At 42.5% G+C, this 23,750-nt stretch carries 15 protein-coding genes and 2 tRNA genes; 5 read left to right on the top strand and 12 right to left on the bottom strand.

Translation table 11 applies throughout. The annotated features are described in order from the left end of the window. Nucleotides 1-34: 34 nt before the first annotated feature. The 4 genes from M8998_RS07790 (at nt 35) to M8998_RS07805 (ending at nt 6,640) form a co-directional block, all read left to right on the top strand. On the top strand, nt 35-3,148 hold the full coding sequence (locus tag M8998_RS07790; protein WP_249992011.1) for a SusC/RagA family TonB-linked outer membrane protein: 3,114 nt from the start codon (nt 35-37) through the stop codon (nt 3,146-3,148). A 20-nt stretch (nt 3,149-3,168) separates the two neighbouring features. Beyond that, complete coding sequence (locus M8998_RS07795) at nt 3,169-5,088, top strand: SusD/RagB family nutrient-binding outer membrane lipoprotein (RefSeq protein WP_249992012.1); 1,920 nt, start codon at nt 3,169-3,171, stop codon at nt 5,086-5,088. A gap of 135 nt (nt 5,089-5,223) precedes the next feature. Beyond that, nucleotides 5,224-5,526: an ArsR/SmtB family transcription factor gene (locus tag M8998_RS07800; protein WP_249992013.1), complete on the top strand. Its 303-nt coding sequence runs from the start codon at nt 5,224-5,226 to the stop codon at nt 5,524-5,526. 13 nt (nt 5,527-5,539) lie between these two features. Further along, the gene (locus tag M8998_RS07805; RefSeq protein WP_249992014.1) at nt 5,540-6,640 is read left to right on the top strand and encodes an NADH:flavin oxidoreductase; all 1,101 of its coding nucleotides are present in this window, start codon (nt 5,540-5,542) and stop codon (nt 6,638-6,640) included. Between the two features lie 165 nt (nt 6,641-6,805). Here the strand turns inward: M8998_RS07805 and M8998_RS07810 are convergent, their stop codons facing one another. The 9 genes from M8998_RS07810 to M8998_RS07850 form a co-directional block, all read right to left on the bottom strand. Continuing rightward, a complete protein-coding gene (locus M8998_RS07810; RefSeq protein ID WP_249992015.1) occupies nt 6,806-9,382 on the bottom strand; it encodes a carboxylesterase family protein in 2,577 nt (858 codons plus the stop codon). A 20-nt stretch (nt 9,383-9,402) separates the two neighbouring features. Continuing rightward, entirely contained in the window at nt 9,403-10,734 is a 1,332-nt protein-coding gene (locus M8998_RS07815; RefSeq protein WP_249992016.1) for a c-type cytochrome, read from the bottom strand. Between the two features lie 2 nt (nt 10,735-10,736). Further along, the gene (locus tag M8998_RS07820; protein ID WP_249992017.1) at nt 10,737-11,312 is read right to left on the bottom strand and encodes a redoxin domain-containing protein; all 576 of its coding nucleotides are present in this window, start codon (nt 11,310-11,312) and stop codon (nt 10,737-10,739) included. Between the two features lie 88 nt (nt 11,313-11,400). Beyond that, a complete protein-coding gene (locus M8998_RS07825; protein ID WP_249992018.1) occupies nt 11,401-13,095 on the bottom strand; it encodes a SusD/RagB family nutrient-binding outer membrane lipoprotein in 1,695 nt (564 codons plus the stop codon). A 10-nt stretch (nt 13,096-13,105) separates the two neighbouring features. After that, entirely contained in the window at nt 13,106-16,414 is a 3,309-nt protein-coding gene (locus tag M8998_RS07830; protein WP_249992019.1) for a SusC/RagA family TonB-linked outer membrane protein, read from the bottom strand. A 5-nt stretch (nt 16,415-16,419) separates the two neighbouring features. Beyond that, complete coding sequence (locus M8998_RS07835; protein ID WP_249992020.1) at nt 16,420-17,598, bottom strand: ROK family protein; 1,179 nt, start codon at nt 17,596-17,598, stop codon at nt 16,420-16,422. Between the two features lie 1,146 nt (nt 17,599-18,744). Continuing rightward, nucleotides 18,745-19,512 carry an SDR family NAD(P)-dependent oxidoreductase gene (locus M8998_RS07840; RefSeq protein ID WP_284040181.1) on the bottom strand — a complete coding sequence of 256 codons (768 nt, stop codon included), beginning with the start codon at nt 19,510-19,512 and terminating at the stop codon, nt 18,745-18,747. A gap of 81 nt (nt 19,513-19,593) precedes the next feature. Further along, complete coding sequence (locus tag M8998_RS07845) at nt 19,594-20,535, bottom strand: helix-turn-helix domain-containing protein (protein ID WP_249992021.1); 942 nt, start codon at nt 20,533-20,535, stop codon at nt 19,594-19,596. A 201-nt stretch (nt 20,536-20,736) separates the two neighbouring features. Next, nucleotides 20,737-20,810, bottom strand: a tRNA-Arg gene (locus tag M8998_RS07850). A 267-nt stretch (nt 20,811-21,077) separates the two neighbouring features. Between M8998_RS07850 and M8998_RS07855 the strand changes: the two genes are divergently transcribed. Continuing rightward, nucleotides 21,078-21,162 (top strand) — tRNA-Ser (locus M8998_RS07855). Between the two features lie 327 nt (nt 21,163-21,489). Here the strand turns inward: M8998_RS07855 and M8998_RS07860 are convergent. The 3 genes from M8998_RS07860 to M8998_RS07870 are packed head-to-tail and all read right to left on the bottom strand — an operon-like array spanning nt 21,490 to nt 23,746. Beyond that, nucleotides 21,490-21,933 (bottom strand): PepSY-like domain-containing protein, encoded by a 444-nt coding sequence (locus tag M8998_RS07860; protein ID WP_249992022.1) that lies wholly within the window; start codon nt 21,931-21,933, stop codon nt 21,490-21,492. A 15-nt stretch (nt 21,934-21,948) separates the two neighbouring features. Further along, nucleotides 21,949-22,401 (bottom strand): PepSY-like domain-containing protein, encoded by a 453-nt coding sequence (locus tag M8998_RS07865; RefSeq protein WP_249992023.1) that lies wholly within the window; start codon nt 22,399-22,401, stop codon nt 21,949-21,951. Nucleotides 22,402-22,456: 55 nt separating this feature from the next. Continuing rightward, entirely contained in the window at nt 22,457-23,746 is a 1,290-nt protein-coding gene (locus M8998_RS07870) for a sensor histidine kinase (RefSeq protein WP_502957357.1), read from the bottom strand. Between the last annotated feature and the right edge of the window lie 4 nt (nt 23,747-23,750).

Raw genomic sequence — 23,750 nt, forward strand, 5'->3', positions numbered from 1 at the left:
AAAAAGAACTTAACTATACCAAACAATAATCAATATGAGTAAATTTTACATCACTTGTTGCAACATGCTGCTCGTTATGCTTATTAGCATATCAGCCGCCTATGCACAGCAAACTGTTACTGGGAGGGTGACAGATGCAAATGGACCGATGGCGGGTGTCACAGTGAGTATCACTGGCACGGATCGGCAAACACAAACAGATGCTAATGGCAATTATAGTATCCAAGCTGCCAACGGTTCAGTCGTTCGGTTTTCCAGACTGGGTTATTCAGCCAGAGAAGTAATGATAACATCGACAAGGCAAGATGTATTGCTTAGCGAGGATACGGGCGACATCGGGGAAGTAGTCGTTACCGCATTGGGCATCAAACGTGAGCGAAAATCTCTAGGCTATGCCGTGCAAGAAATCGGTGGTGCTGAATTATTGGAAACGCGCGAAGCCAATTTGGCCAATGCGCTTTCTGGTAAAGCTGCAGGCTTGCAGGTCGCTCGTTCGAGCAACGGAGCTGGAGGGTCTGCAAAGATTGTCCTACGTGGTTTTAGTTCTCTTACGGGCGACAATCAACCCCTAATTGTAGTCGATGGTATTCCGATGAATAACTTTACCGGAACGACAGAAAACGGCTATTTCGGAGCAGGCCTGGATATGGGGAATGGCTTAGGCGATATTAGCGCTGATGACATTGAAAGTATGACCGTACTAAAAGGTGGATCAGCGGCAGCTTTGTATGGCACGCGCGCAGGTAATGGCGTCATTTTAATTACCACTAAATCTGGTCGCACAAAAGCTGGATTGGGCATTACGGCTTCGTCCAACATGGGGGTCGAGACAATTTTTATGCAACCAAAATTTCAAAACTCTTTTGGCCAGGGAGATGCTGGGGCTTTTGACCCTACAAGTCCTTTAAGCTGGGGTCCACGTATTGAAGGGCAGACGGTCACAAAATGGAATGGGCAGGAGGAAGCATTAGCAGCTCGCGACAATTTGAATGCCTATCTGCAAAATGGTACTACACAAAACCACAATGTGGCATTTCAACAGCAGTACGGAAACACCAGTGTCTATACTGCTATTAACAGGCTTGACAATCGCAGCATCTTGCCAACAAACCGCTTCACTCGAACAAATTTAACAACTCGGATGGGAACTAAATTTGGTGCTGATGAACGTTGGACGACGGATGTAAAGGTACAATATAGTAATACACAAGGAGTAAATCGCCCGATTAATGGTCGTGACTGGAGTAGTATTTATGCTTTACAAATGATGCCTAGATCATTGAATATTCTGGATTTTGAAGACAATGTCAATGAATTCGGCCAGATGATCTGGTACAGAGGCGGGGCAGCCACTTTCAACCCCTACTGGCGCTTAGATAATGATCGCAACGAAGATCAACGCGATCGTTTCCTATTAAACGGATCTTTGGGATATCAGTTCAATGATTGGTTAAAAGGTGAATTTAAGGCAGGAGCCGATTTGTATACCAATAACACACAAACGCGCGTGCGTGCTGGTGGACCATCCTCTGTAAATGGAAGCTTCAGTACCGGAAAAAATGTATTCCGAGAGACTAACTATCAAGCGTTACTTATCGCTCAAAAGGATAATATCTTTGGAAAATTCGGAGGTAATGCCACTTTTGGAGGCAACTTAATGCATCAAAAGTCTGACGGTCTGAATGTCAATGTGGGTGAATTGCAAATTCCAAACCTATTCACTCCCAACAATTCTGTTGGAGCGCCAAGCATATCGCCATTTTATTCTGAACGAAAAATCAACTCGGTGTTCGGGTCGTTCGGAATTAATTACGATTCCTTTATTTTCCTAGAATCAACACTTAGAAATGACTGGACTTCTACCTTGCATCCAGACAACCGTTCCTTCTTCTACCCTTCGTTCAACCTATCGTATGTGTTAAGCGAACAAATCACCAAAGCAGGTGGAAACCTTCCTTCTTGGTTAAGTTTCACGAAATTACGTGCGTCATACGCCGAGGTGGGTAACGATATGGGGCCATACCAATTGTATAATGTATATGGTATCGGAGGTGATCCTAATGGCAATGTTACCGCTAATCCACAGTCAGTTTTTTATGATCCAATGGTAAGAAGTGAGCTGATTCGTAATATTGAATTTGGTGGAGAATTGCGTCTATTTAACAACCGTTTATCGTTAGATTTAAGTTGGTATAAATCCAATGCATTCAATCAGTTGATCAATTTACCACTCGATCCGTCAAGCGGTTTCGAAAGTCGGAAAATTAATGGTGGAAATATCCAGAACAAGGGCTGGGAGTTGATGGCCAACGCTAACATTATAAATAGAGAAAGTTCATTTCGATGGGATGCTACACTCAATCTAAGCCGTAACATTAACTCTGTAGAGGATATCGCAGCAGAATTTGATATAGATCGTTATCCGATAGGAGGATTTGACGATTTAGCTTTTATTGCCAGAACCGGTGGAATGTACGGGGAGATTTGGGGACACCGCTATCGTCGGGTTGACGACGTGGCAAGTCAATATGCGGGACAGCTCTTGCTGAACGCTCAAGGACTCCCAATCCGTGCACAAGATCCTGAATATTTGGGGGAGCAACAAGCACGAGAAATGGTTAGTTTAATTAACAATATCTCCTACAAGAACTTTGGATTGTCGTTTCAAGTGGATGCGCGATTTGGAGGGATGATGTATCTTGGGACGCATCGGGGGATGCAAAGTGTGGGTACTGCCGAGATCACTGCAGCTAATGGCGCTAGGGAAAATTTTGTTGTGCCAGGCGTAGTAGGATCTAATGGCAACTATACCCCAAATGAAACCTCTGTAACTCCTCAACAATATTACAATGCCATCGCGACCGCTAATAACTTAGGTATACATGAGGAATACCTATATGACGCAACAAATATCCGCTTACGTAATGTGCAACTGAACTATAATTTTCCTAGAAAGGTATTAGGTAATTCTGTATTTCAAAGTGCACGCGTGTTCGCGTCGTGCAATAATGTTTGGATGATCCACAGTAAGACAGACGGTATAGATCCGGAATCTACCTTTGCTACTGGCTCCAACGCCATTGGCTTTGAAAATGGTGCTCCTCCAACAATGCGCTCATTTATCTTCGGTTTTTCACTAGGGTTTTAATGGTTTAAAGAGATTTTGATATGAAAATAACAATAAAAAGAGGAATGGTTTCGATGTTAGCATCGCTAGCATTACTGTCCTCCTGTAAAGATTTTGAGGAATTGAACATTGATCCCAATGGAGCAAATTCTCAACAGGTGCAAGTAGAATACTTTATCAACGGTTCTATTATTGGTGCGCAACAGGACCCCCACATCGCCGAACGGATATTTGTACTATACTGGAAAACAGCAGGACGCCAACAATTGGGTGGTGGCATCGTGAATGGTGCTCATAACGATGGGTGGTCTTCCGATTACTATGGCCGCAGCTATATGTCTGGATGGTTGGCTGGAATTAATAGTGCTATTACCGTTGCTAATGAGCAGACGGCGGCAGGTACGCAACAAACTTACACAGCAAATATGTTGCAAGTGGCCAGGATCTGGCGCGCTTATTTGATGAGCGAATTAAGTGACACGTTTGGCCCTATTCCTCTAGACGGATGGCAAGGTGAAAATCCCAGCTATTCCAGTGTGCAGGATGTGTATAGCTTTTTGCTGACCGAATTGAGAGAAGCCAGCGAATCACTGAATACAGCAGTGGTGGTACCTTCTAATATACGTCGATTCGATCCCGCTTACGAATTTGATTTCGCTAAATGGCAGAAATATGCGAATTCCATGCGCATGCGTTTGGCAATGCGCATGTCTGAGGTTGACGCGGCCAAAGCACGCAGTGAATTCGAGGCAGCAGCTTCTCAACCGTATATTACCGCTGCAGATGACATGTTTGCTGTTGCGGAGTTGGGTACTGCGTACAGTCCTTTAGCAGGAGTTATGACACGTACTTGGAATCCATTTGTACTAAGTTCCACACTAAATAATTTATACCTTGGTCTTGGGGGCATCAATACATCCACTTCTTTGGGAGCTTCGTATGCAGAGCATATTAAACCAGAAAATTATATTGGGATTTACTATCCTAATCACTTCGCTACCGCAACGAATGATCCATCAGCGGGGTATTGGTTGGATGGCCTACCAGCCGTGATTGATCCGCGTGCTTATGCCAGCTTTGCGATTCCAGGCGACTTCAATAACGCGCAATTCAATTTCAATCCAGATCAAGCAACAGCGCGTGCGACGACACGTAATTTGCTGAACAACGATGGAACGACGACTTTCCGCGCCATAAATGCTTCATTTACCTGGAATGCTTTTGCTCCAGGCGACTGGGCAGCCAAAGCTTCGCGTAACCAGGTCAGATCTTGGCCAGGTACCATGCCACGTCTAATCAATAAATTTAGAAATGGATCTGAGCGTCGTGTATTTTTTGCCAATTGGGAGTCTAATTTCTTAATTGCAGAAGCAGCCGTTCGCGGCTGGACAGTACCTATGTCTGCTCAAGCGGCCTATGAAGCAGGTGTTACCGCCAATTTCAATTACTGGAACCTGTCGACACATGCGGCGACTTACCTAACCAGTACTGGATACAACCGTGTCGGAACATCTGTCGCTTGGGCACATACTGTTGAGCCAGGAAATACACACGCGATGCAGTTCGTCAATGGAGAAAGTGGTGCTACGGGAACAGTACAGATTCGCTATCCATCAAATGGTTTGTATCGTGATGGTGCATTTCGGAATGACCAATTGACAAAAATTATTACTCAAAAATTCATTGCGCAAAATCCATATTTGCCACTGGAAACCTGGAGTGATCATCGTCGTCTGGGATTGCCATTCTTCGAAAATCCAGCTGTCGAGCAACCTATTATAACCATGCCCGATTTGAACGCTAACAATTTTATGACGAGTAGTGTGCGGTTCTTCCCACAACGTGTAAACTATCCATCTACCTTACGTAATAACAACGAAGCTGGATATAATCAGGCTGTGGCTGCACTTGGTGGACCAGATGCTGTACTTACCCCTCTTTGGTGGGCGAAAAAGCAGTAATTAACGTTACCCAATAATATACAGTCAAGCCCATCTATCTTCGATAGATGGGCTTTTTTCGCAGCTATCTACACAGCAATGTAAAGTTTAAATATAATATTGGAATATCGGGAAAGGTCGATATATCTTTGTCATATGGATCGAGTGAAAGTATTTAAAGCCCTATCAAATCAAACACGATTAGATATTTTGAATTGGCTTAAAGCACCTGCGGAACATTTTCCACATCAATCAAACGCAGACTTTGAAGTGGTCGGCGTGTGCGTTGGTCAGATTCAGGCAAAGACAGGTTTATCCCAAAGTACGGTATCCGAGTATCTTTCTATTCTACAACGTGCAGATTTGGTCATTGCGTCCCGGGTTGGACAATGGACATATTATAAACGTAATAAAATCGGATTAGAAAATTTAAGCAAAATTGTTAATACGGAATTATAAAAAATAGCGTAATATGAATACAGATAGTTTATTTAAACCGTTCAAATTAAAATCTTTGAACATAAAAAATAGAATCGTGATGGCACCCATGACCAGATCGTTTTCTCCAAATGGCATACCTACGGATGATGTTGCTGCATATTATGCGAGGAGAGCCGCTGCCGAAGTAGGCTTAATCTTATCTGAAGGAACGGTAATAAATCGTCCTTCTTCATCTGCTGATCCGAATATTCCACATTTTTATGGTGATCAGGCATTAGCAGGATGGCAGAAAGTAATCAACGACGTGCATGCTTCGGGAGGACAAATGGGGCCCCAAATCTGGCATCAGGGCGTGATGGAAAATCACGCATCAGGATGGCTGCCATCTACACCTTTCGAAGGACCTTCTAGTTTACAAAGACCCGGCTTTGAGAATGGCGTTCCTATGAGCGACGCTGCAATTGCCGACACCATCTCCGCATTCGGACAAGCAGCGGCCGATGCAAAAGCGTTAGGTTTCGACACGGTAGAGATCCATGGTGCACACCAGTATCTGATAGATCAGTTTTTCTGGGATGGTACTAATACCCGTACGGATATTTATGGAGGTAAAACCCTGGCGGAACGCTCACGTTTTGCAGTCGAGGTCATCAAAGAAGTACGAAAACGTGTTGGCGAAGATTTTACGGTAATCATTCGTTTGTCGCAGTTCAAACCTTCTGACTACAACTTTAAATTGGCTAAAAACGAAAAAGAAATGGAACAGTGGTTAACACCATTGTCAAGTGCCGGAATTGATATTTTCCATTGTTCACAACGTCGTTTTTGGGAGTCTGAATTTGAAGGTTCTGATTTGAATTTTGCAGGTTGGGCTAAAAAAATTACAGGTAAAGCCACTATTTCTGTTGGCTCTGTCGGTTTAGACGGTGACTTTTTTGGTGCTTTTGCCGGACAGAGTTCGCAACCTAGTTCTTTAGATGAATTGGTTCGCAGAATGGATCGTGGTGATTTTGATTTAATTGCTGTTGGCCGCCCATTGTTAGCAGATCCAAATTGGGTTGAAAAAATTAAAAATAATCGTACGGACAAACTGAAAGGATTCACTAAAGACGCCTTTGCAACATTAGCATAAAATTTCTATCTTAATAGAGGCAAAAGGCATTCGTAAGGATGCCTTTTTTTATGTCGGTTAAAGTTCAAAATCGACGCCTTAAACTATGTAAGATCTGTTTAGAATAAGAAAGGCCATCTTAACAGATGGCCTTTCTTCGTACACTATTTAATTCTATAGTTGTAATTAATCACTATCCTTTAACGACCAATCGTTATCGAAAAAACCCACATTAATCAATCCCGACGCGCCATTAGTTAACATATCGACAGAGAAAAACATGTAATCAGGGAATCCGCTGGCGCCGGCAAAGTATTGATTTGCTGTGGCCGCTTTCATACCTTGTATACCGGTTCCAGTAATCACACCTACCGAATGAATATCGCTTCCTGACCTTGGCCATACAAAATAACCACCCAGATCGTTGGCTGTGTGCACCTTCTCTCCCATCTTCAATTCTCCGGTTCTAACTTGAATAGGACAATCAGCCAGCAAAGAGTTCCAGGCACTGTTTGTTTTAGCATTTCCGATCAGGATAATATTACGATCTGCATAGTCTTTCAGATCAAAATCCTTATCCGACACGATATCAAAAGCACCATTTCCCCGATAATACCAAGACTCCGCATCATAGCGTGCCTTTTCCCAAGCCCAAGCATTCTCTTCTGCGGTGCCCTTCGTGCCATAAACGTAAACCATAGTATGTTGAAAAGCATCTTTAAAGGTACCATTCCGATTTGGGCCTTTTTCCCTTAAGCTTGGCGCATCGGCGATTTGCCATGCTTCTGCTTGCTTTTTAAGATAGATAGTGCCATCTTGTTGCTTCGACAAAGGTACCTCTAATGCATCCAAACTATCCAAATGCAAGACCAACACCCCTTCTCGACCAAAACCCGAGATATCCAATTTCAACAATGCCACGTTATCCGTACGTCCGGTAATTTGCTTGCCTTCGAGATCACGCCACAATTGGATGTGAGAATATGCCAAAGCCTTTTGCTGCTGGTGGATTGCTGCCCAATAATAGCTGGCCGAAATGCCTGGGTTAGATGTCTTGAAATCTATTTCCTGCACCTCATCCGCAGATTTACGCTTGTGCCATTTGAAATAATCAAAAAGCGGCTTCCAGTCTACGCTTTCGTTGCTATACCAATGCGATCCCCCCGGGTACTCGTAGTAATTGAAATCCGGATGAAAACCACCTAATATGTCACGCATCTGACGGGCATAATGAACCGGTACAGTACGATCTGCATCTCCATGCAGCACGTATACGCCTAATGGTTTGTAATTCGTTGCGTAAGCGACTACATCACTTTGGTTACTGGATCTCAACAAGGTGTTTTCCATCACATTTCTGCCCTGATCGGGAATTATGCCATCTGCCGATCCATATCCTTTCAAGGTTGGGTAACCAGCACAGGGTGCTATGGCCGCCCATTTGTCAGGGTATGTAGCGCCCAGAAACCAAGTACCGTGTCCACCCATCGAGTGACCGGTCAGATAAACTCGTGCCGGATCATGTTGTATTGTTTTTTGTGCTAAACCCAACACTTCCAATGCGTCCAGTCGACCCCAGTCTTCCCAATTAAAGCCTCTTGGTCTGCGATTGGTTGGAGCTACCAGCGTCCCCCATTCTTTAGATTCATAGGCCTGTGCCTGGCCGAGTGCTTCTACGCCAGCTCCATGCACAGAGAAAAATAAAGCTTTCTCCTGGGCATCGCCACCCTTCGCTGGATTCACTGCGTAATACTGCAAACTGCCATCAATGCTACTGATAAAAGTCTGTCGATAGGACTGATTTTTCTCTACGGATCGTAACTGTAGCATTTGCTCATCCTGCACTTTCCCAGCTTGCACTAAGGCAATAGATACTGGGATGTCTCCTAGTTCGTTCACGGCAGACGCATCAATCGTTGCAAGTACTTTTCTAGCACTATGCGCCGCAATAGCAGGGATCTCTTGTTCAGAAATCTTCTCGCCTACGGTAGTTCTAATGATCGTTTTCGTTGTTGGCCTTCCCGAGGAATTGACCACGTTCACTCCGATTTTCAACGCCGAATTATACTGCCCTTTTACGATATCTGCTAGCGTAACATCTTCCATAGCCAGCGATAGTGGCTTTTCTGGGAAAGACAACTCTGCCGCTACCAATACGCCCCGCACATAGAATTCATTCTTTCCTTTCTTAAGACGTACCGGGATATGCAACCAACCCATGCGGTAAGGGTCACCGGCGTGTAATTCTCCGTTGACCAACACGGCACTATTGCCTTTAATATTGAGCACCGCGTCCTGACTTTTCAAGGCATCATATGTCAGGTACAAATACCCCGAACCAAAGCCACGACGTTGTGGTGGCGGCGTTGTCGAACTAGCATTGGTCATTCTGGCAGTTTGTTGGTCGATACGTCCTGGGCCGGGCGGATTGTTTGGGTTGTTGAGATTGCCTCCGGCATTTCGTTGTGGACGAAAGAAGCCTGACGTGTCTGCCGAGATCTTCATCCAAGAATTGCCTTCTTCGGCAGATTTGCTCCAAGCCTGTCCTTCTGCCGGGCTACTAAAACCTTGTTGATAAAACTGTCCTAACAAAGGGTCGGCATATACCGCTTCACGTCCATAATTAAATGGAACCTGGAGTAAAAGTCCTTCGGTAAAGATGTGTTTTTCCTGTGCTTGAACGGAAAGAGCCAGACCGACAGCACAGATCCATGTCAGGGTGGGCTTAAAGATGGCTAAGTCCCAAATGCGTGTTGTATTCATAGATAGTTTATGGTTAATCATTACGGTAAGTGCCGCAATGAAGTGAGTTGCTTTTCGTCGTTCGGCTGATAGGGTAAATAAATCATTAAAAGGGTCATCATTTCCTGATCGGACTTCATATTTGAATAAGAGAATATATTTTGTGGCGGTACAAATGGATTGAATGGATTGTTCGCCGTGTTATCGTAGGCACATTCCATGTGAATAACTGCTCCTTTTGGAATTTTCTTAAAATGCTTGTAGCGATACATTTCTTGCCATCGATAGTCCCAATCAGGGATATTGACAAGCGGGATAGTATCGTTATTTTCTAGCGTAGCATAGACCTTAAATGATTTGCCGATGTAATGCATGTGTGGCCAGATATATAAGAGTGACAGATCTTCCCCTGGATTTTTAAATTTCAGAGTGTAATGACTTACCTTATCTGCCGGAATCATAAAAAATGACGGCTGTATATCAAGTTCCCCAATACCACCAGATCCAAAGCTGACTACCTTTACTTCTCGTTCGACTGGAACATCTGTAAAAAATAAATGAACGCCATTTACCGAAAATTCATCGATCGGTGTAGCGGAAAAATGTACCGTGAGCAGAATCACGCCACGTTTTGGCATTTTCCAACCTACCTTTGGAGGATAAGCCTCCGCGGCCGCGCCTGGAATCCATCCTCCATAGTACGCCATTTTTTGCTTAAATCTTTTATAAGGATCAGTATATCTCACCTCACCATCGGTGTGGTTTGCCATAGCGGGTGCAGCATTAATATCTACCGTAAGATCTTCAATAACCTGTACCGCATAGTTAACATGGTGAATTAGTTTTTTATTATTGGAATAGAATTCTATCGCTTCCACATCAAATGATTGGTCTAATTCAAATGGGATTTTAAATTCTACAAATCGTTCGCGGTTATTGCCCTTTACTAAAAAGGTATCCGCAGTGACCAATGTCATATCGGCGGCACGACCATAGTCGGTTGATCGATTTATTGCTTGATTTTTTTCACGCCCTTTTCTTTTTCCTTCTTTTACACCAGCATCTACCCAAGATACAATCGTCTGAATATCTTTTTCTGAAAGTGTACGATCATTATCAAAATGCACGTAATCATTATCTGCCCGCCAAGGTGGCATGTATCTAGACTGAACGACTTCTTTAATGAATGAGGCACGTTTAGCGACGTCCTCATACGTCAACAAATTAAAGGGTGCGGCTTCCCCATCGCGATGGCATCCTGCACATTTGCTTTGTATAATAGGCGCTACATCCTGCACATAAGTTTGTGCAGACACCGCACTATGTCCTAATAGTGCAAGCAACCAACAAATAAGGATAGGGAGTCGTATCATAATTATCGCGTATGTATATAGCAGCCTTTCGCTTCGGTTTTAGTGATCAGAATCGGGCGACCATGCAGTACACTTTCTACCGCATCCTGTAGATAAAATTGTGTCACCACTACTCGCTTCTTCCCTAGCTCGGGCACAGCATTGTCAATGGCACCAATATACTGCAGTACGCCTTTAGTATACAATGCAGCTGAGGGAGTTACCGATGCTCCAACTTCTTGAGTTAGTTTAAAATCTGGATCTAGATACATCGGTATCCCTAGTTTGTATTTATCAGCAAATTGTTTGATATCATCACTTCGATGCGACTTGCCAGAAAATATCCCCATAAATTTTACCTCTGAACCAAATTGGCGCTGCAGTTGATTGATCGTCTGTGTATAACCTTGACATAGCGGACATTCTGGAGACAGAAAGAGCAACACCATCGGTTCGTCTGTCTGAATCGTGTATCCTTGGTTGGTATTTATATCCAACAATTGATGTTGATGCAAATTATTTTTCTGAGCGTAACTGGTACCGCAGAAAAATAATGAAAAACAAACAGCTAGTAACAAGTAATATAAAAATCTATGCATCGTCATACTATTCGATGTACGCGTGAAGTTTAAAATAGGTAAAATAATAGCACCGATAAGTATATCGGTGCTATTGCTAGTAGTTAATTTATTGTTTATCCCACCAGATTCTTCCAAGAATATTGGATGGCTCTCCGAAATCTGGATCGCGCATCATCTCGTCCAATGCGGCTTTCTTATTATCAAAATTATACTCTCCTGTTACCGGAAAGCCGATATTGAAACGACGTGGCATTTGCGAAACGCTACCCGTATTGGTCCAATCTTCGAATACCAATGCCGTAGTCTTATTTGGCATTCCAGTCCGTTTCACTAAAGCCCATGCCTCGTTGAAGTTACGATAATAATTCAAATAGGATTGCAGAACAATTTGCTCCAAGCCCGTTGCTGCATTATAAGCTATACCCGGTTTAGTCTTAAAGGCATTGATTTCTGCATCTGTCAAGGGTACATAATCCACAATGTGTGTCGATTCAGCCAGCTTATCGTAAAAGCGAAGTGATGCTTCGACACCTTTAGTATACCATTCCCCAGCATTCTCATTAGACCATCCTCGTTGTGCGATTTCTGCTCTGATAAAGCAAAGGTCCGCATAGGTAAGTACTGGAAAGATACCAACACCCGTTCCACCATCATTTTCTGGTTGAAATAGGCGGTCCTGTATACGCGAAACGGTATCTAGCGTAATGGTATTTTCGCCATCACGGATCTGCAGTGGTGCAAAGAAACGTGCTTTCGTTGGATCTTCTGCTGCTTCTGGATTGGAGAATTGTCCGTAATACCTTCTTGGGTTGAATACCGCTGTCGCTGGAATAACACCCTGATCTTTTGCACGTTGAAAATTCAACTCACTCCACTGGTTTGGCCGGAAGAAGAAACGCAATCTTGGATCCTCATTATTCCACATATAATCCACTACACCCGACTCGCCCACGAAAAGACGACCATTACCTGTAATGTTCCAGTTTCCGCCTTGAGTAAAGTTGATTCGAGCTTTCAAACTCCAGTCTTCCTCACTACTTGAGATCAATCCGGCAGGGTGGCTCAACACATCCTGCACAATAGCTTGTAATCTTGCAGGATCACGCTTCATGAGGCGCAAAGCGATCATCAATCGCAATGAATTGGCCGCTTTTGCCCATTTGGCAGCATCCCCTCCAAAATAAAGATCCTGATTGCCGTAGCTGAATTGTTCTACAGGTTGTGGCGTGCTCAATATGGTTGCCGCTTCTTTCAGCTCACGGTCAAAAATGGTAAAAAGCTCATCTTGAGTTTCGTACTTAGGCCGTAAGGTACCGCCATAGCGCGATTGGAACGCTTCTGTATATGGAATACTACCGTTCACGTCAGACACATACCATGCTTGCCATGCTTTTACTACGCTAGGAATTGCTCTTTTATACGTATTTCTTGCTCTTTCGTCGTCCGGCATACGATCGATCATCCGTTGTACGTCTTCTAATAATGGACCTACATCTTCAAAAAACTTACCGTAGCGATTGTTCGCGTTGGCGGCATTGTCCGTCACGCCCAGACTATTTCCAGTAACCTGTAAAAAGACCCGTGACCATCTGCTGACGTAGCTATAATTATCATAAAAGGCCTCCATATCATTATCTTGACTCATGATGACGGCCTGGGTAAACAAATAATCTACCGGCGGATTTAGCACCGCATCGGGATCTGTATTGTACTCTGCAAACTTGTCGCGGCTGCACCCCATAATGGTTGCTTGAGCCACCAGCGCAAATGTAAAGTACTTGAATATTTTTAATGTTGTCATAACGCTGTTATTAAAAATTGGTGTTGATAGTGAAATTGAAATTTCTCATTAACGGCGAACCACCACCTAACATAGATGCTGCCGCAGAGGTAGATCTCAAATCTTCTGGATTCAAATTATCAGGCAATGAATTGTATAGGAAGCCTAAGTTGCGACCATTGACAGTCAATCTCAAATTGTTCAGTTTAAGCCTGTTTGCTACAGTTTGTGGCAAATCGTAGCTTACAGATACATCACGCACCATAATCCATGATGATTCAAATGCCGAACGCTCCCGAATACCAGTACCCCACCCGTAAGACGAATTATAAAAGTTCACATCACTGACAGGCACTGTTACACCTTTATCGACAGTCTCCTGATACGTTAAGCCGCCTACATCTTGACCTCCGATACGCGTACCTTGTGCAAAAACACCGTCAGGAATGATACCCCAAGCTTGATTTCCGGCTGCATTCGTAAATTCTACACTACCTTCAGTTCCCGGTCTACCATACAGCGAACTTGCGATTTGACCAGTCTGCATACCGTAGTTGTAAGTTGGAGAGTATACATAACCGCCGAATTTAGCATCTAGCATAAAACTAAACGAAAATGACTTGTAGTTGAATCGATTGATAATACTTCCCATAAAGCTTGGCAAGACCGAACCAATAACCTTTTCGCGTTCTAATCCTGATGCATAATCTTGTGAGCGGACAAACCTTCCGGTATTAGTTCCTAACAGTGTCATCACATTTTTACCATTATTCACATGATCAATCGGATTGCCACTAGCGTCACGTGCTTGGAAAAGCGCGTGACCATAATTAGACACCATCGTCCCATACGATCCGCCTACTTTAGCAATGGTACGGATACCATCATCCGACTCTAACTCGTGAACATCTACGCCAGGAGCCAATGCTAATATCTTATCGCGGTTACGTGTGAAGTTGAAGAAAGTATCCCAAGAGAAATCACCTATTTTTACTGGCGTGCCGTGTAATCCAAGCTCCACCCCGTAGTTACGAATGTGTCCGCTATTGATCAACGCTCTTGTTACACCACTTTCGCGAGATACAGGTAGGTCAATGATCTGGTCACGTGTATCGCGACTATAATAGGTGGCATTAATACCAAAGCGGTTGTTAAACATTTTCACTTCTGTTCCCACTTCCCAAGTGCTACTCCGTTCTGGGCGAAGATCACTATTTCCTAATCGCTTGGAGTCAAAGTTATACACAGAGATACCCGCCGTATAAGGATCGCGAGGCGTGTAGAAGCCTGTCATCGCGTTGTATACATTAGTTCCTTTACCCACCTGATTGAAGGATGCACGCAATTTACCAAATGATAGAATATCTCCGGTAAGGCCTAACATATCCGAAAATACCCAAGCCGCATCCGTTCCGTAGTAGAAGTAGGAATAGTTACCAGTTCCATCTGGATACACCAAGCTAGAATCCCAATCATTACGTCCGTATAAGTTGAGCGTTAATCCATTTTTGTAATCGACCGCTGTCTGAAAAATAGCCGACACTGTACGCTGCTGATTAGGTTTATCCTCATTTACGATAGGACGCAAACGAGAATTGCTTAATCTGAATACATCTGGAATTAGCATACCATCTGTTCTTGCATTTATACCATTTCTTGACGAATGATTCAATTCCAAACCGGCCTGTCCCATTACATCAAAATCTCCAAACGTTCTCGTAGCGCGCAAACTGTTGATATACCGTGTTTGCAATACTCTGGAAGAATAATTACTATAGTTTCCTCCCTCAAAGCGGTCTTCAAAACCACGATTCATAATCTGCCTGTTAGTAGCAAACAAGTTGGCACTAAAGTTACTTTCCAAGGTAAGCCATTCCGTAAAATTGATCCGGCTATTCAAGTTACCTCTAAAGTTATCTTCCGTGTTCATCTGCTTTTGTTCATAAAGATTGAAAAGCAACGAAGAGCGACCAGATGCATCATCTGTATTTACACCACCATTGATTGGATCGATATAATTATCTCTCCAGTACAATAGATCATAATGTCTTGGTAGACCAAACGATAAGCGGTAGAGCAAATTGTTATTCATGTTCCAACGATCTCCACCATATTGCGGGTTAAAAGCAGCACTATTTACATAAGTAACACCTCCATCTAATTGAATCGCATTGCCTAGACGTTGCGTTGCACGTAGATTGAAGTTATTCCGATCTAATCTATTATTAGGTGACGCGCCTTTGGCATAAGCATTGGAATAGGAGAAGCGGAATGTAGTACGCTCATTTCCACCTTGTAATGACAAGTTGGTATTGGTATAGCGACCAGTCTCGTAGATATCCAATGGATGATTATTTACTTGAAAAGGTACAACTCGGCCATCTACATCACGTATAGGTTGGCCGTCGAATTTTTTACCAAAACTATAGGCATAATTGGTGGTTGGTATTTGTTCAATACCATCTGCCCCTACCACATATTGTGCATTAGGGTTTGTTCCCGGACCATAGATATCCTGAAAATCCATGGTGGCATAAGGTTGATCAAAACCTTGCGTATGTGTAAATCCAATTCCAAAGCCACGCTGTGAATAGCCTTTCTTGGTCGTAATCATAATCACACCATTACTGGCGCGACTACCGTACAATGCCGTAACCGAACCACCGTTGAGTACCGAAATAGATTCAATATCATCCGGGTTGATGTTTTTCAGAATGTTACCAAAATCTTGATCACCACCACGGTGAGGCAATACCACCTCTTCATCCATGATGATACCATCTACCACGATCAATGGTGTGTTTCCAAATGGATCCAACGAGCCAGCACCACGAATTAGAAACCGTGGCGATGATTGCGGTCCACCTGTTCCTACGTTTACCTGCAGTCCGGGTACCATACCTTGCAATGCTGCAATAGGATTGATCGCATTGGTTTGTCTGATCTGGTCACCCGAAATCTGCGTCATGGCGTAACCAAGCTGCCTACGCTCGCGTTGCTCACCAAGACCTGTAACTACTACTTCGTCGATATTTCCAGCATCGGCTTGTAGCTGTATATCGATAGTAGGCGCAGAACCGACTTGAAATTCTGCAGAATTGTAGCCAAGGCTGGAGAAGCGTAAACGATCTCCTGCTGCGGCAGTAATGGTAAACCTCCCACGCCCATCTGTCTGGGCTACTCGGTTTGTCCCGACCAAGATGACCGTAACGCCAACTAATGGTCCATTCGCGTCCTTCACCGTACCGGTGATGGGTGGCTGCTGTTGTGCAAACAGTGTCCCGAAGGCAAACACCAAAAGCACCAGCAAGCTGCATGTTCTAAGATTGATTTGATTCATAATTATTATTGATTTGGTAATATTGTGGCTAATGAGTGAGCCGTTAAGGTAGAGAAATCAAACTCCTGTATAGCAACCGCATAGGTTCCGATGAGTTGTGGATGTTCCATGGTAGAAATGATTATTTTGGTAAATCGGGCAATGCGCGGTATAGCATATTTCTGTATGGCAATTTGTATTTCAGGTAGTAGTATAGCGTCCATTTTGGCACCACGTCCACTTATGATGATGTACTCTGGATTAATAATATGAATCAAAGTAGCGATTCCCTTACCCAGCATACCAGCGATTTTTTGTGCTTCTTCTACCGCGAGTTGGTCACCACTGTTAACAGCATAAATGAATTCATCGATAGAAATAACATCATTCTGATCATAGGTAGCCCTCAGTGAAGATGCCTCGCCCCGGTCCATTCTTTGCTTTACCGCTGCAAGAGCCACTTTAAGCGATGCACTAACTTCCAAGCAGCCCCGTTTTCCGCAAGAACATAGCAATTCGGTATCTGCCAGTGGGATATGACTAAACTCACCTGCATGACCACTGTGGCCTTTAAAGAGCTTGCCGTCTATAATGATGCCCAAGCCAACTCCCCAATTTAAGTTGACCACCAATAGATCTCTTGCAGACTTCTGCTCACCAAATGATTTTTCTGCCATGGCTATGGCGGCCGAATCATTCTCAATTACGACTGGTATATCGAAAGCAATTTCTAATCCCTGTTTAAGATTATGAAACGAATCTGATATGGGGTAAGAGTTATTGGTACCTGTTTGCGAATCGATGAATCCGGGCATAGATACTCCTATGGTACAGATATGCTTATCATTATGCTTTGCCATAATTCTGTGGCAAGACTCTAGCAATTGCCCATAGGCAGATTCTGTATCTTTTAGTGGATTATACTGATTGTGGATCGTACCTACCAGATGGCCTGAAATATCTAATAATGCAAAAGAAGTATAATATTGGTCAATAGCAATAGAAAATACATAAGGTAGTTGTGCTACGTTCATTGCAAAGCGTTGCGCCCTTCTTCCACCAGTAGACGGAGCTAATCCTTGTTCTATAACTAACCCTGAATTCATCAAACAGTTGATTTCCCCTGTAACATTGGGAATACTTTTGTTGATCAATTGAGACAGCTCCGCAATAGAATGTCCTCGGTCAATCGAAAGACACCTCATTATTTGGCTTAGATATTTTGCCATGGTATATAATAAAGGTTGTGCAGCAAAAGCTACACGCTAATAAGATTTGGTTTGTTAATAATTTCTGACAGCAAGATAATAACATATTTTTAAAATAACGACATCTTCTTAAAATTTTTATAAAGAAAATTGCGCTATACGCCAGAAAAACGAATCTAAAAATTAACTAGACTTGAGAAATTTATTCATTTTCTTTGCAGAGGAAAGCGTTCCGTCTCTAGGATGACGGACAAGAATCAAAATAAACTCTATAATATTTCGAATAAACATATATCCAAGTAAATAGGAAAGAATACAAACTAATGGTTTAAAAACAGGTATAAAGAGCAAATTATAAAAGAACCATTTTGAGTTCTGAAAAATGTATTACCTATAATAATATTTGCACTTATTTGGTTAGATATTTCCTCAAGTTGATAAATTCGGAATGTTGGCAATCTAAAGAAAAGCATATGCTAGCCAATAACCTTCATTGACTGGACCTGTTAATTACCTAGTAATGAAAAGTTTTTACTTATTTGGGGACTGTTAATACGATATGTTCTTTCGTTCGGTAAGGATTTTTGCTTGACTTTTTGCGTAATCCTTTTCCAGCTTTACACCATGTAGTAGTAATCCTTTTCAGGATTTGTAGGGTTGATTTTGAATATCCAAAGTAGGTAGTGCATTTATCTCATCAATCATAGTTTTATTATGGTGTTCGTTCCAATAGTTTTTTCACTTTCTGGAAAAGATTCATTCAGAAGAATTTGCTACTTTTAACATGATCATATTTGTACTACCAGAATTGATCATTCTAGCGGTTTGGTCGATACGTCCGGAGCCGGGAGGATTGTTTGAATTGTGCTATGGAATTCTCATAAAGCTACAAAACATCTAATCAGATGAATCCGTTATGTATCCGTATTTTCTCAATAAAATACCCCAATTTTATAAAATTGGGGTAAACATACCTACTCTACCAAAAAAATCCTCTATAAACGGTTAGTACATTGAAATTTCACTGATATAGACAATTGGTTCGCTAAAGAGTAAAAGTACCTGGAAAATAAGGTAACATATCTATCAGGAGAGCTTATCAGACACATGTGGTAAGACAAGCTCTCGTGCTGATCCTACGATCTAAATCTTAAAACCGCCGGATACTTCGATACGCTGTGCGTTAATCCACTTAGATTCTTCAGAGCAAAGAAAAGCTACCACACTACCTATATCATCCGGCATTCCGACTCTACCCAAGGCGGTTTCGGAAGACAGAAACTTACCAAAGTCTGCATTATCCCGTGTGGCCCCTCCACCAAAGTCGGTGGCTATCGCTCCGGGTGCCACGGAATTTACCCGGATTTTCCTGCTTCCCAACTCCAAAGCTTGGTACCGAGAAAGCGAATCGACGGCTGCTTTCATAGCGCCATAGGCCGAGTAGCCGGGGAATGAGAAGCGCGCTAGACCGGAAGAGGTATTCACTACGCTACTTCCATCTTTTAATAACGGCAGTAGTTTTTGAGTTAAAAAATAGGGGCCTTTGAAATGTATATTAGTCATTGCATCTAGCTCTTCCTCTGTGGTACTTGCAAAAGGCACATTGATACCCACTCCTGCATTGTTGACCAAAGCATCTAATTTCGCAGCGCCGAATTCCGTATCAAGAAGCCCTTGTACTTTGATCACAAAGTGATCAAAATCTTTAGTATTCGAAAGGTCCAATTTAAGAGCGAATGCTTTTGTTCCTAATTTCTCTATTTCCTTCACTACTTGATCTGCAAACTCTTGCTGTGAGTGATAGGTAAGGATAACATGGAAGCCTTTTTCCGCTAATCTCAGTGCGGTATCTTTTCCAAGCCCGCGACTACCCCCAGTTACCAATGCTATTTTTTGCTGTTCGTTTATCATATCGTCTATTAATTTATAGTACAAAATTCAGCAATAAACAAGATAATGAGTTTGTCTATATCAAACCGAAGTTTGTAGTAATCAAACAACAGGCAACAATCGGTATCCATTTGGAGATTGCCCAGAAAACTTCTTAAAGAAGTGGGAAAACGAGGACAATTCATCAAAACCGAGGGCGAAAGCGATTTCTGAAACATTCCAATGGGTTTGGTTGAGGAGTATCTTTGCTTCTTGAAAAATTCGGCCACGAATGATTTCACCCGTTGTCCTTCCAGTAGTTTCCTTCAAAACCCGATTGAGGTGATTGACATGTACACCTAGCACTTTAGCATAGTCGGCCGGAACCTTCATTTGCAGCGATTGGCTAAGGTTGTCCAATGGAAATTGTGCTTCTAGCAACTCAATAAATAATGCAGTAGTCCTGCTGGCAGCAGTCTTGGTGGTATCTAATGTTGGAATAGGCCTCAGCTTCTGTCCAAAATGCACCAACTCCATCAAGAGATTGCGTAGCAAATCATATTTGTAGGTATAATCTGAAGACATTTCGCGCCTCATCTTGATAAAAACTTCTTCAGCAACGCGGTATTCGTCATTTGAAATCTGAAACACGAAATCACTTTCGGAGGAAAAGATCGGCAACTGATCGATATCCATCCCGATGGTGGACTTGGAAATAAAATCTGTTGTGAACACACAGAAATAGCCGCGTTGATCGGTATCCAATGGGAGATAATGGTAGGGTACTTTTGGCGATGCGAAGAGTATTGCACACGTTTTGATTTCTAATGTTTTGTCGGCATACTCGACTTTGTTTTTGCCGTGAATAAGACTGACTTTGTAGTAAGACCTCCTATTGTATGGCATTTTTGGCCCTTGCTTATTCATTCGGTACAGCTCTGAAATATCGAACACATTGAAGTTGCCGATATCCTTACCTACACGCTCCGTCAGGAAGCTGGTCACTTCTGGGCAGGCCTCGCCGAGAATATGCTGGTAGAATTCCTTAATTGTTGTGGCGCTCATCGGGGATTTGTAAAAATCGAATATATCTTCTTTTTTTGATTCTTGCAATATGTATAGGATTGCCGAGCCTAAAGGGTCGATTTATTCGCACTCACCCACGCACATCCCTAAACTTATGAATACCTATTCGATCAATTGAGTGTCCTTATATGAATTTGCGAAACAAAAAAAGCCGTCGACAGATCTGTCGACGGCTTTTTGTACGCCAAAAGGGATTCGAACCCCTGACCGACGGTTTAGAAAACCGTTGCTCTATCCAACTGAGCTATTGGCGCGTTTTACAGTGCAGCAAAAGTAGCTAATTGCCGTAGTATTGCCAAATTATTTTATCAATTTTTATAGCAAATGATCTACGCTAAGGCTCCTCTAAGTCACGATAGACGTAATTTATCGTGCAATAAAATTATTTTGAGCTATGCAATAAATTGTATTACACTGCTATCCAGCGCATTATTTTATTTGTGACCTAATAGCCTATTTATGTACTAATATATTTTAAAATTAAATTTTGCGAATCTGTCCAGAATTTCTACTTTTGTCGCGGAGAGTTGGCAGAGTGGTCGAATGCGGCAGTCTTGAAAACTGTTGACTGTCACAGGTCCGGGGGTTCGAATCCCTCACTCTCCGCACAAAGAATCCTTCATCACATGATGAGGGATTTTTTGTGTTGTGAGGGTTCGAACGGAAGCACTGGACGGAGTCTAAAAGCCTTAAAAGACAGCAATAAGGCTTTTTAAAAACTTTATTTTATATGTTTCACAAACCGTCGGTCAAGGGTTCTACCCTCTTTTGGCGTACTTAAAATCTGTCGAAGACTTTTTTACTTTACAAATCAATAAGACCTGATAAGGTTAGCTACTATCCACCTAAACACAAAAAAACCTTAACTAAACAGTCAAGGTTTTGGCATTACTAAAAATTCTCTGTTTCTCAAACAAAGAGCTCCGATGCACTTTAGTCCATACGCTTGAATGCGCCATTGGAATCGAAGACCAGATCGAAACCATTCGTTAGTTCCACATCGATTTCGTTCCGATCTTTTTCAATACTCGTAATCTTTTCACTTGGATAGTTTTCTGCGACATAGGCAATGATAGGTGCTGGAATAAAGCTGTATGGGATAGGCTCATTTCTAGGGCCATCAACATCTGTCCAGTTTCCATCTTTATCAAAAACAACCTCGGTTCCGTTACTTAGGTATACCGTATACTCACGACCAGAAAGACCTTCTCTTTCTTTTTTTACATTAGAAATGCGAACATCTGTGAAATGAGTGGTGAGAAAGGCATTAGCTGCTACCGGCAACTCATCGGACTGAATGGTTTCCTCTTTGTCGCAAGACATGGTAGCGACAGCCATTGTAATTAGAACCAGGGTGTTTAAGATAACATTTTTCATTGTTGTAGTGTAGAGTTATTGTTGATTGATTTTTATAAATTCTCCTTTTTTGTTAAATTCAAGTTCCAAACCATTTGATATCGCAACCAGGTATTTTTCTGCTTTTCGCCTCATCCTAACCACATCAGTTTTTGGAAAGCTGCGCGCAAGATAGGTAAGCACTTGCTCCGGGACGAGCGCTATCGGCAAAGGTTTTCGGTGGCCATCGACTTCTCGCCAATTTCCTTGTTCGTCAAATTCTATTCTTTTTCCATCTTGTAGCAGAACATGGTACGCATCGCTTCTAAACCACGACTCGACATCCGAGCTAATCGATGCTACACCTGTGCGAGAATAATAAACTTGAAGAAAGTGCTTCGCCTTTTGAGGCAAGTCACGGACCGAAATACTTTTGCTTTGTCCACAAACCATACTAGTGTAGCAGGTCGATACAAAGCAGATCATCAAATAGCGCACCTGTGGTCTCATTGCCTTGCTAATTCATTTAACTTACAACAAAACTCGAAACCTATTTAGGAAAGATTTAGGAATTTTTGAAAATAACAGAAAAAATATGAAACTTTTGATCGAATGTATACTGAATATTTCCTCCAGGTGTCATCTGGAGGATTGATTTCACGAGAGACAAGCCTAATCCGTTGGATTGAATGCTATCCGAACCCTTATAAAACCGGTTGAAAATGTAATTGTCAGGCAGGGCTCCCGCTGTACTGCTATTCCGTATTTCCCAACAGTTCGCGGAAATCATGATATAGATACTCCCCGCTGGCTCTGTGTAACGAATAGCATTTCGAATCAAGTTGGACAACGCCATTGTTAATAATGTGCGGTTCCCTTTCACCAGAAGTAGTGCCTTCGATTGAACCTCTATGCTGATGTTTTTGTGCGCTGCAATGTCATTAAAATTCTCTACCAATTCCTGCGTCAATTTATGGAGATCTACTTCCTCATTTTGCAAAAACTGCCTATTTTCGATACGGGACAAGAATAGCAACGATCGGTTCAAATCGATAAGTCTCTGTAAGGATTTTTTCGCCTCAGCTAGTTTAACCAGTATTGGTGGAGGCGTTTCATTATCCTCCATAATCATATCGATTTTATTAATAGTAATGGCCAAGGGAGTTTGCAATTCATGAGAAGCATTTTCAATAAACAGCTTTTGATCGGCAAATACAGCCGCATTCCGCTCGACCATAGACCCAATATGCTGGTGCAGCTGGTGGAACTCGAACACATCTGTCTCGACTGGCGCCAGTGTAGTGGTACGGCCTACATTATAGGCATCCAAGTCATCCAATATCTTCTTAAATGGCCGCCATGCTCTGGTAAGAATATACTTTTTGAGAAGGTATATACTCAACACCATAGCTATATAGAGCACCAGCAGAGCTGTGGACAGATCTATTATTAAATCATCTCGCTCAACGGTAGATGCCCTTATCTCCAATTGATAGGATCGCTTGTCGGGACCAAAAAACATAGTAGTAAGTACACGATAAGGCTCTTCTTCATCGTCAAAAGGCATATAGAAAAACTGATTCGAAAATGTATTTCGCTCGTTAAATGCCACATGGTCTGCGGGCGTAATTCTAAACTGGTTCACGCCATAATCAGACAGAGTAAGCAGTGTAGTATCTTCATATGCAGCACGAAGGATCGTAATTTTGTGATCACGCAGTCCATCATCCACATTATCGTACACTTCATCTAAAATATAGGCATAGAAAAGAAGTGCCCAAACCGTCATGATAGCAAATATCGCGACAACGAGGTGTCGCATTGTATATTGTTTTAAAGAGACTGCCTTGCCCATGTCT

This window comes from Sphingobacterium sp. lm-10, from assembly GCF_023554555.1.
Classification (GTDB): Bacteria; Bacteroidota; Bacteroidia; order Sphingobacteriales; family Sphingobacteriaceae; genus Sphingobacterium.

Excerpts from the sequence above, each read along its gene's own strand:
- M8998_RS07795 (WP_249992012.1), top strand. The coding sequence starts at position 3,169 with ATGAAAATAACAATAAAAAGAGGAATGGTTTCGATGTTAGCATCGCTA.
- M8998_RS07870 (WP_502957357.1), bottom strand. The coding sequence starts at position 23,746 with ATGGGCAAGGCAGTCTCTTTAAAACAATATACAATGCGACACCTCGTT.
- M8998_RS07800 (WP_249992013.1), top strand. The coding sequence starts at position 5,224 with ATGGATCGAGTGAAAGTATTTAAAGCCCTATCAAATCAAACACGATTA.
- M8998_RS07840 (WP_284040181.1), bottom strand. The coding sequence starts at position 19,512 with ATGATAAACGAACAGCAAAAAATAGCATTGGTAACTGGGGGTAGTCGC.
- M8998_RS07790 (WP_249992011.1), top strand. The coding sequence starts at position 35 with ATGAGTAAATTTTACATCACTTGTTGCAACATGCTGCTCGTTATGCTT.
- M8998_RS07810 (WP_249992015.1), bottom strand. The coding sequence starts at position 9,382 with ATGAATACAACACGCATTTGGGACTTAGCCATCTTTAAGCCCACCCTG.
- M8998_RS07830 (WP_249992019.1), bottom strand. The coding sequence starts at position 16,414 with ATGAATCAAATCAATCTTAGAACATGCAGCTTGCTGGTGCTTTTGGTG.
- M8998_RS07845 (WP_249992021.1), bottom strand. The coding sequence starts at position 20,535 with ATGAGCGCCACAACAATTAAGGAATTCTACCAGCATATTCTCGGCGAG.
- M8998_RS07825 (WP_249992018.1), bottom strand. The coding sequence starts at position 13,095 with ATGACAACATTAAAAATATTCAAGTACTTTACATTTGCGCTGGTGGCT.
- M8998_RS07865 (WP_249992023.1), bottom strand. The coding sequence starts at position 22,401 with ATGAGACCACAGGTGCGCTATTTGATGATCTGCTTTGTATCGACCTGC.
- M8998_RS07860 (WP_249992022.1), bottom strand. The coding sequence starts at position 21,933 with ATGAAAAATGTTATCTTAAACACCCTGGTTCTAATTACAATGGCTGTC.
- M8998_RS07835 (WP_249992020.1), bottom strand. The coding sequence starts at position 17,598 with ATGAGGTGTCTTTCGATTGACCGAGGACATTCTATTGCGGAGCTGTCT.
- M8998_RS07815 (WP_249992016.1), bottom strand. The coding sequence starts at position 10,734 with ATGATACGACTCCCTATCCTTATTTGTTGGTTGCTTGCACTATTAGGA.
- M8998_RS07820 (WP_249992017.1), bottom strand. The coding sequence starts at position 11,312 with ATGCATAGATTTTTATATTACTTGTTACTAGCTGTTTGTTTTTCATTA.
- M8998_RS07805 (WP_249992014.1), top strand. The coding sequence starts at position 5,540 with ATGAATACAGATAGTTTATTTAAACCGTTCAAATTAAAATCTTTGAAC.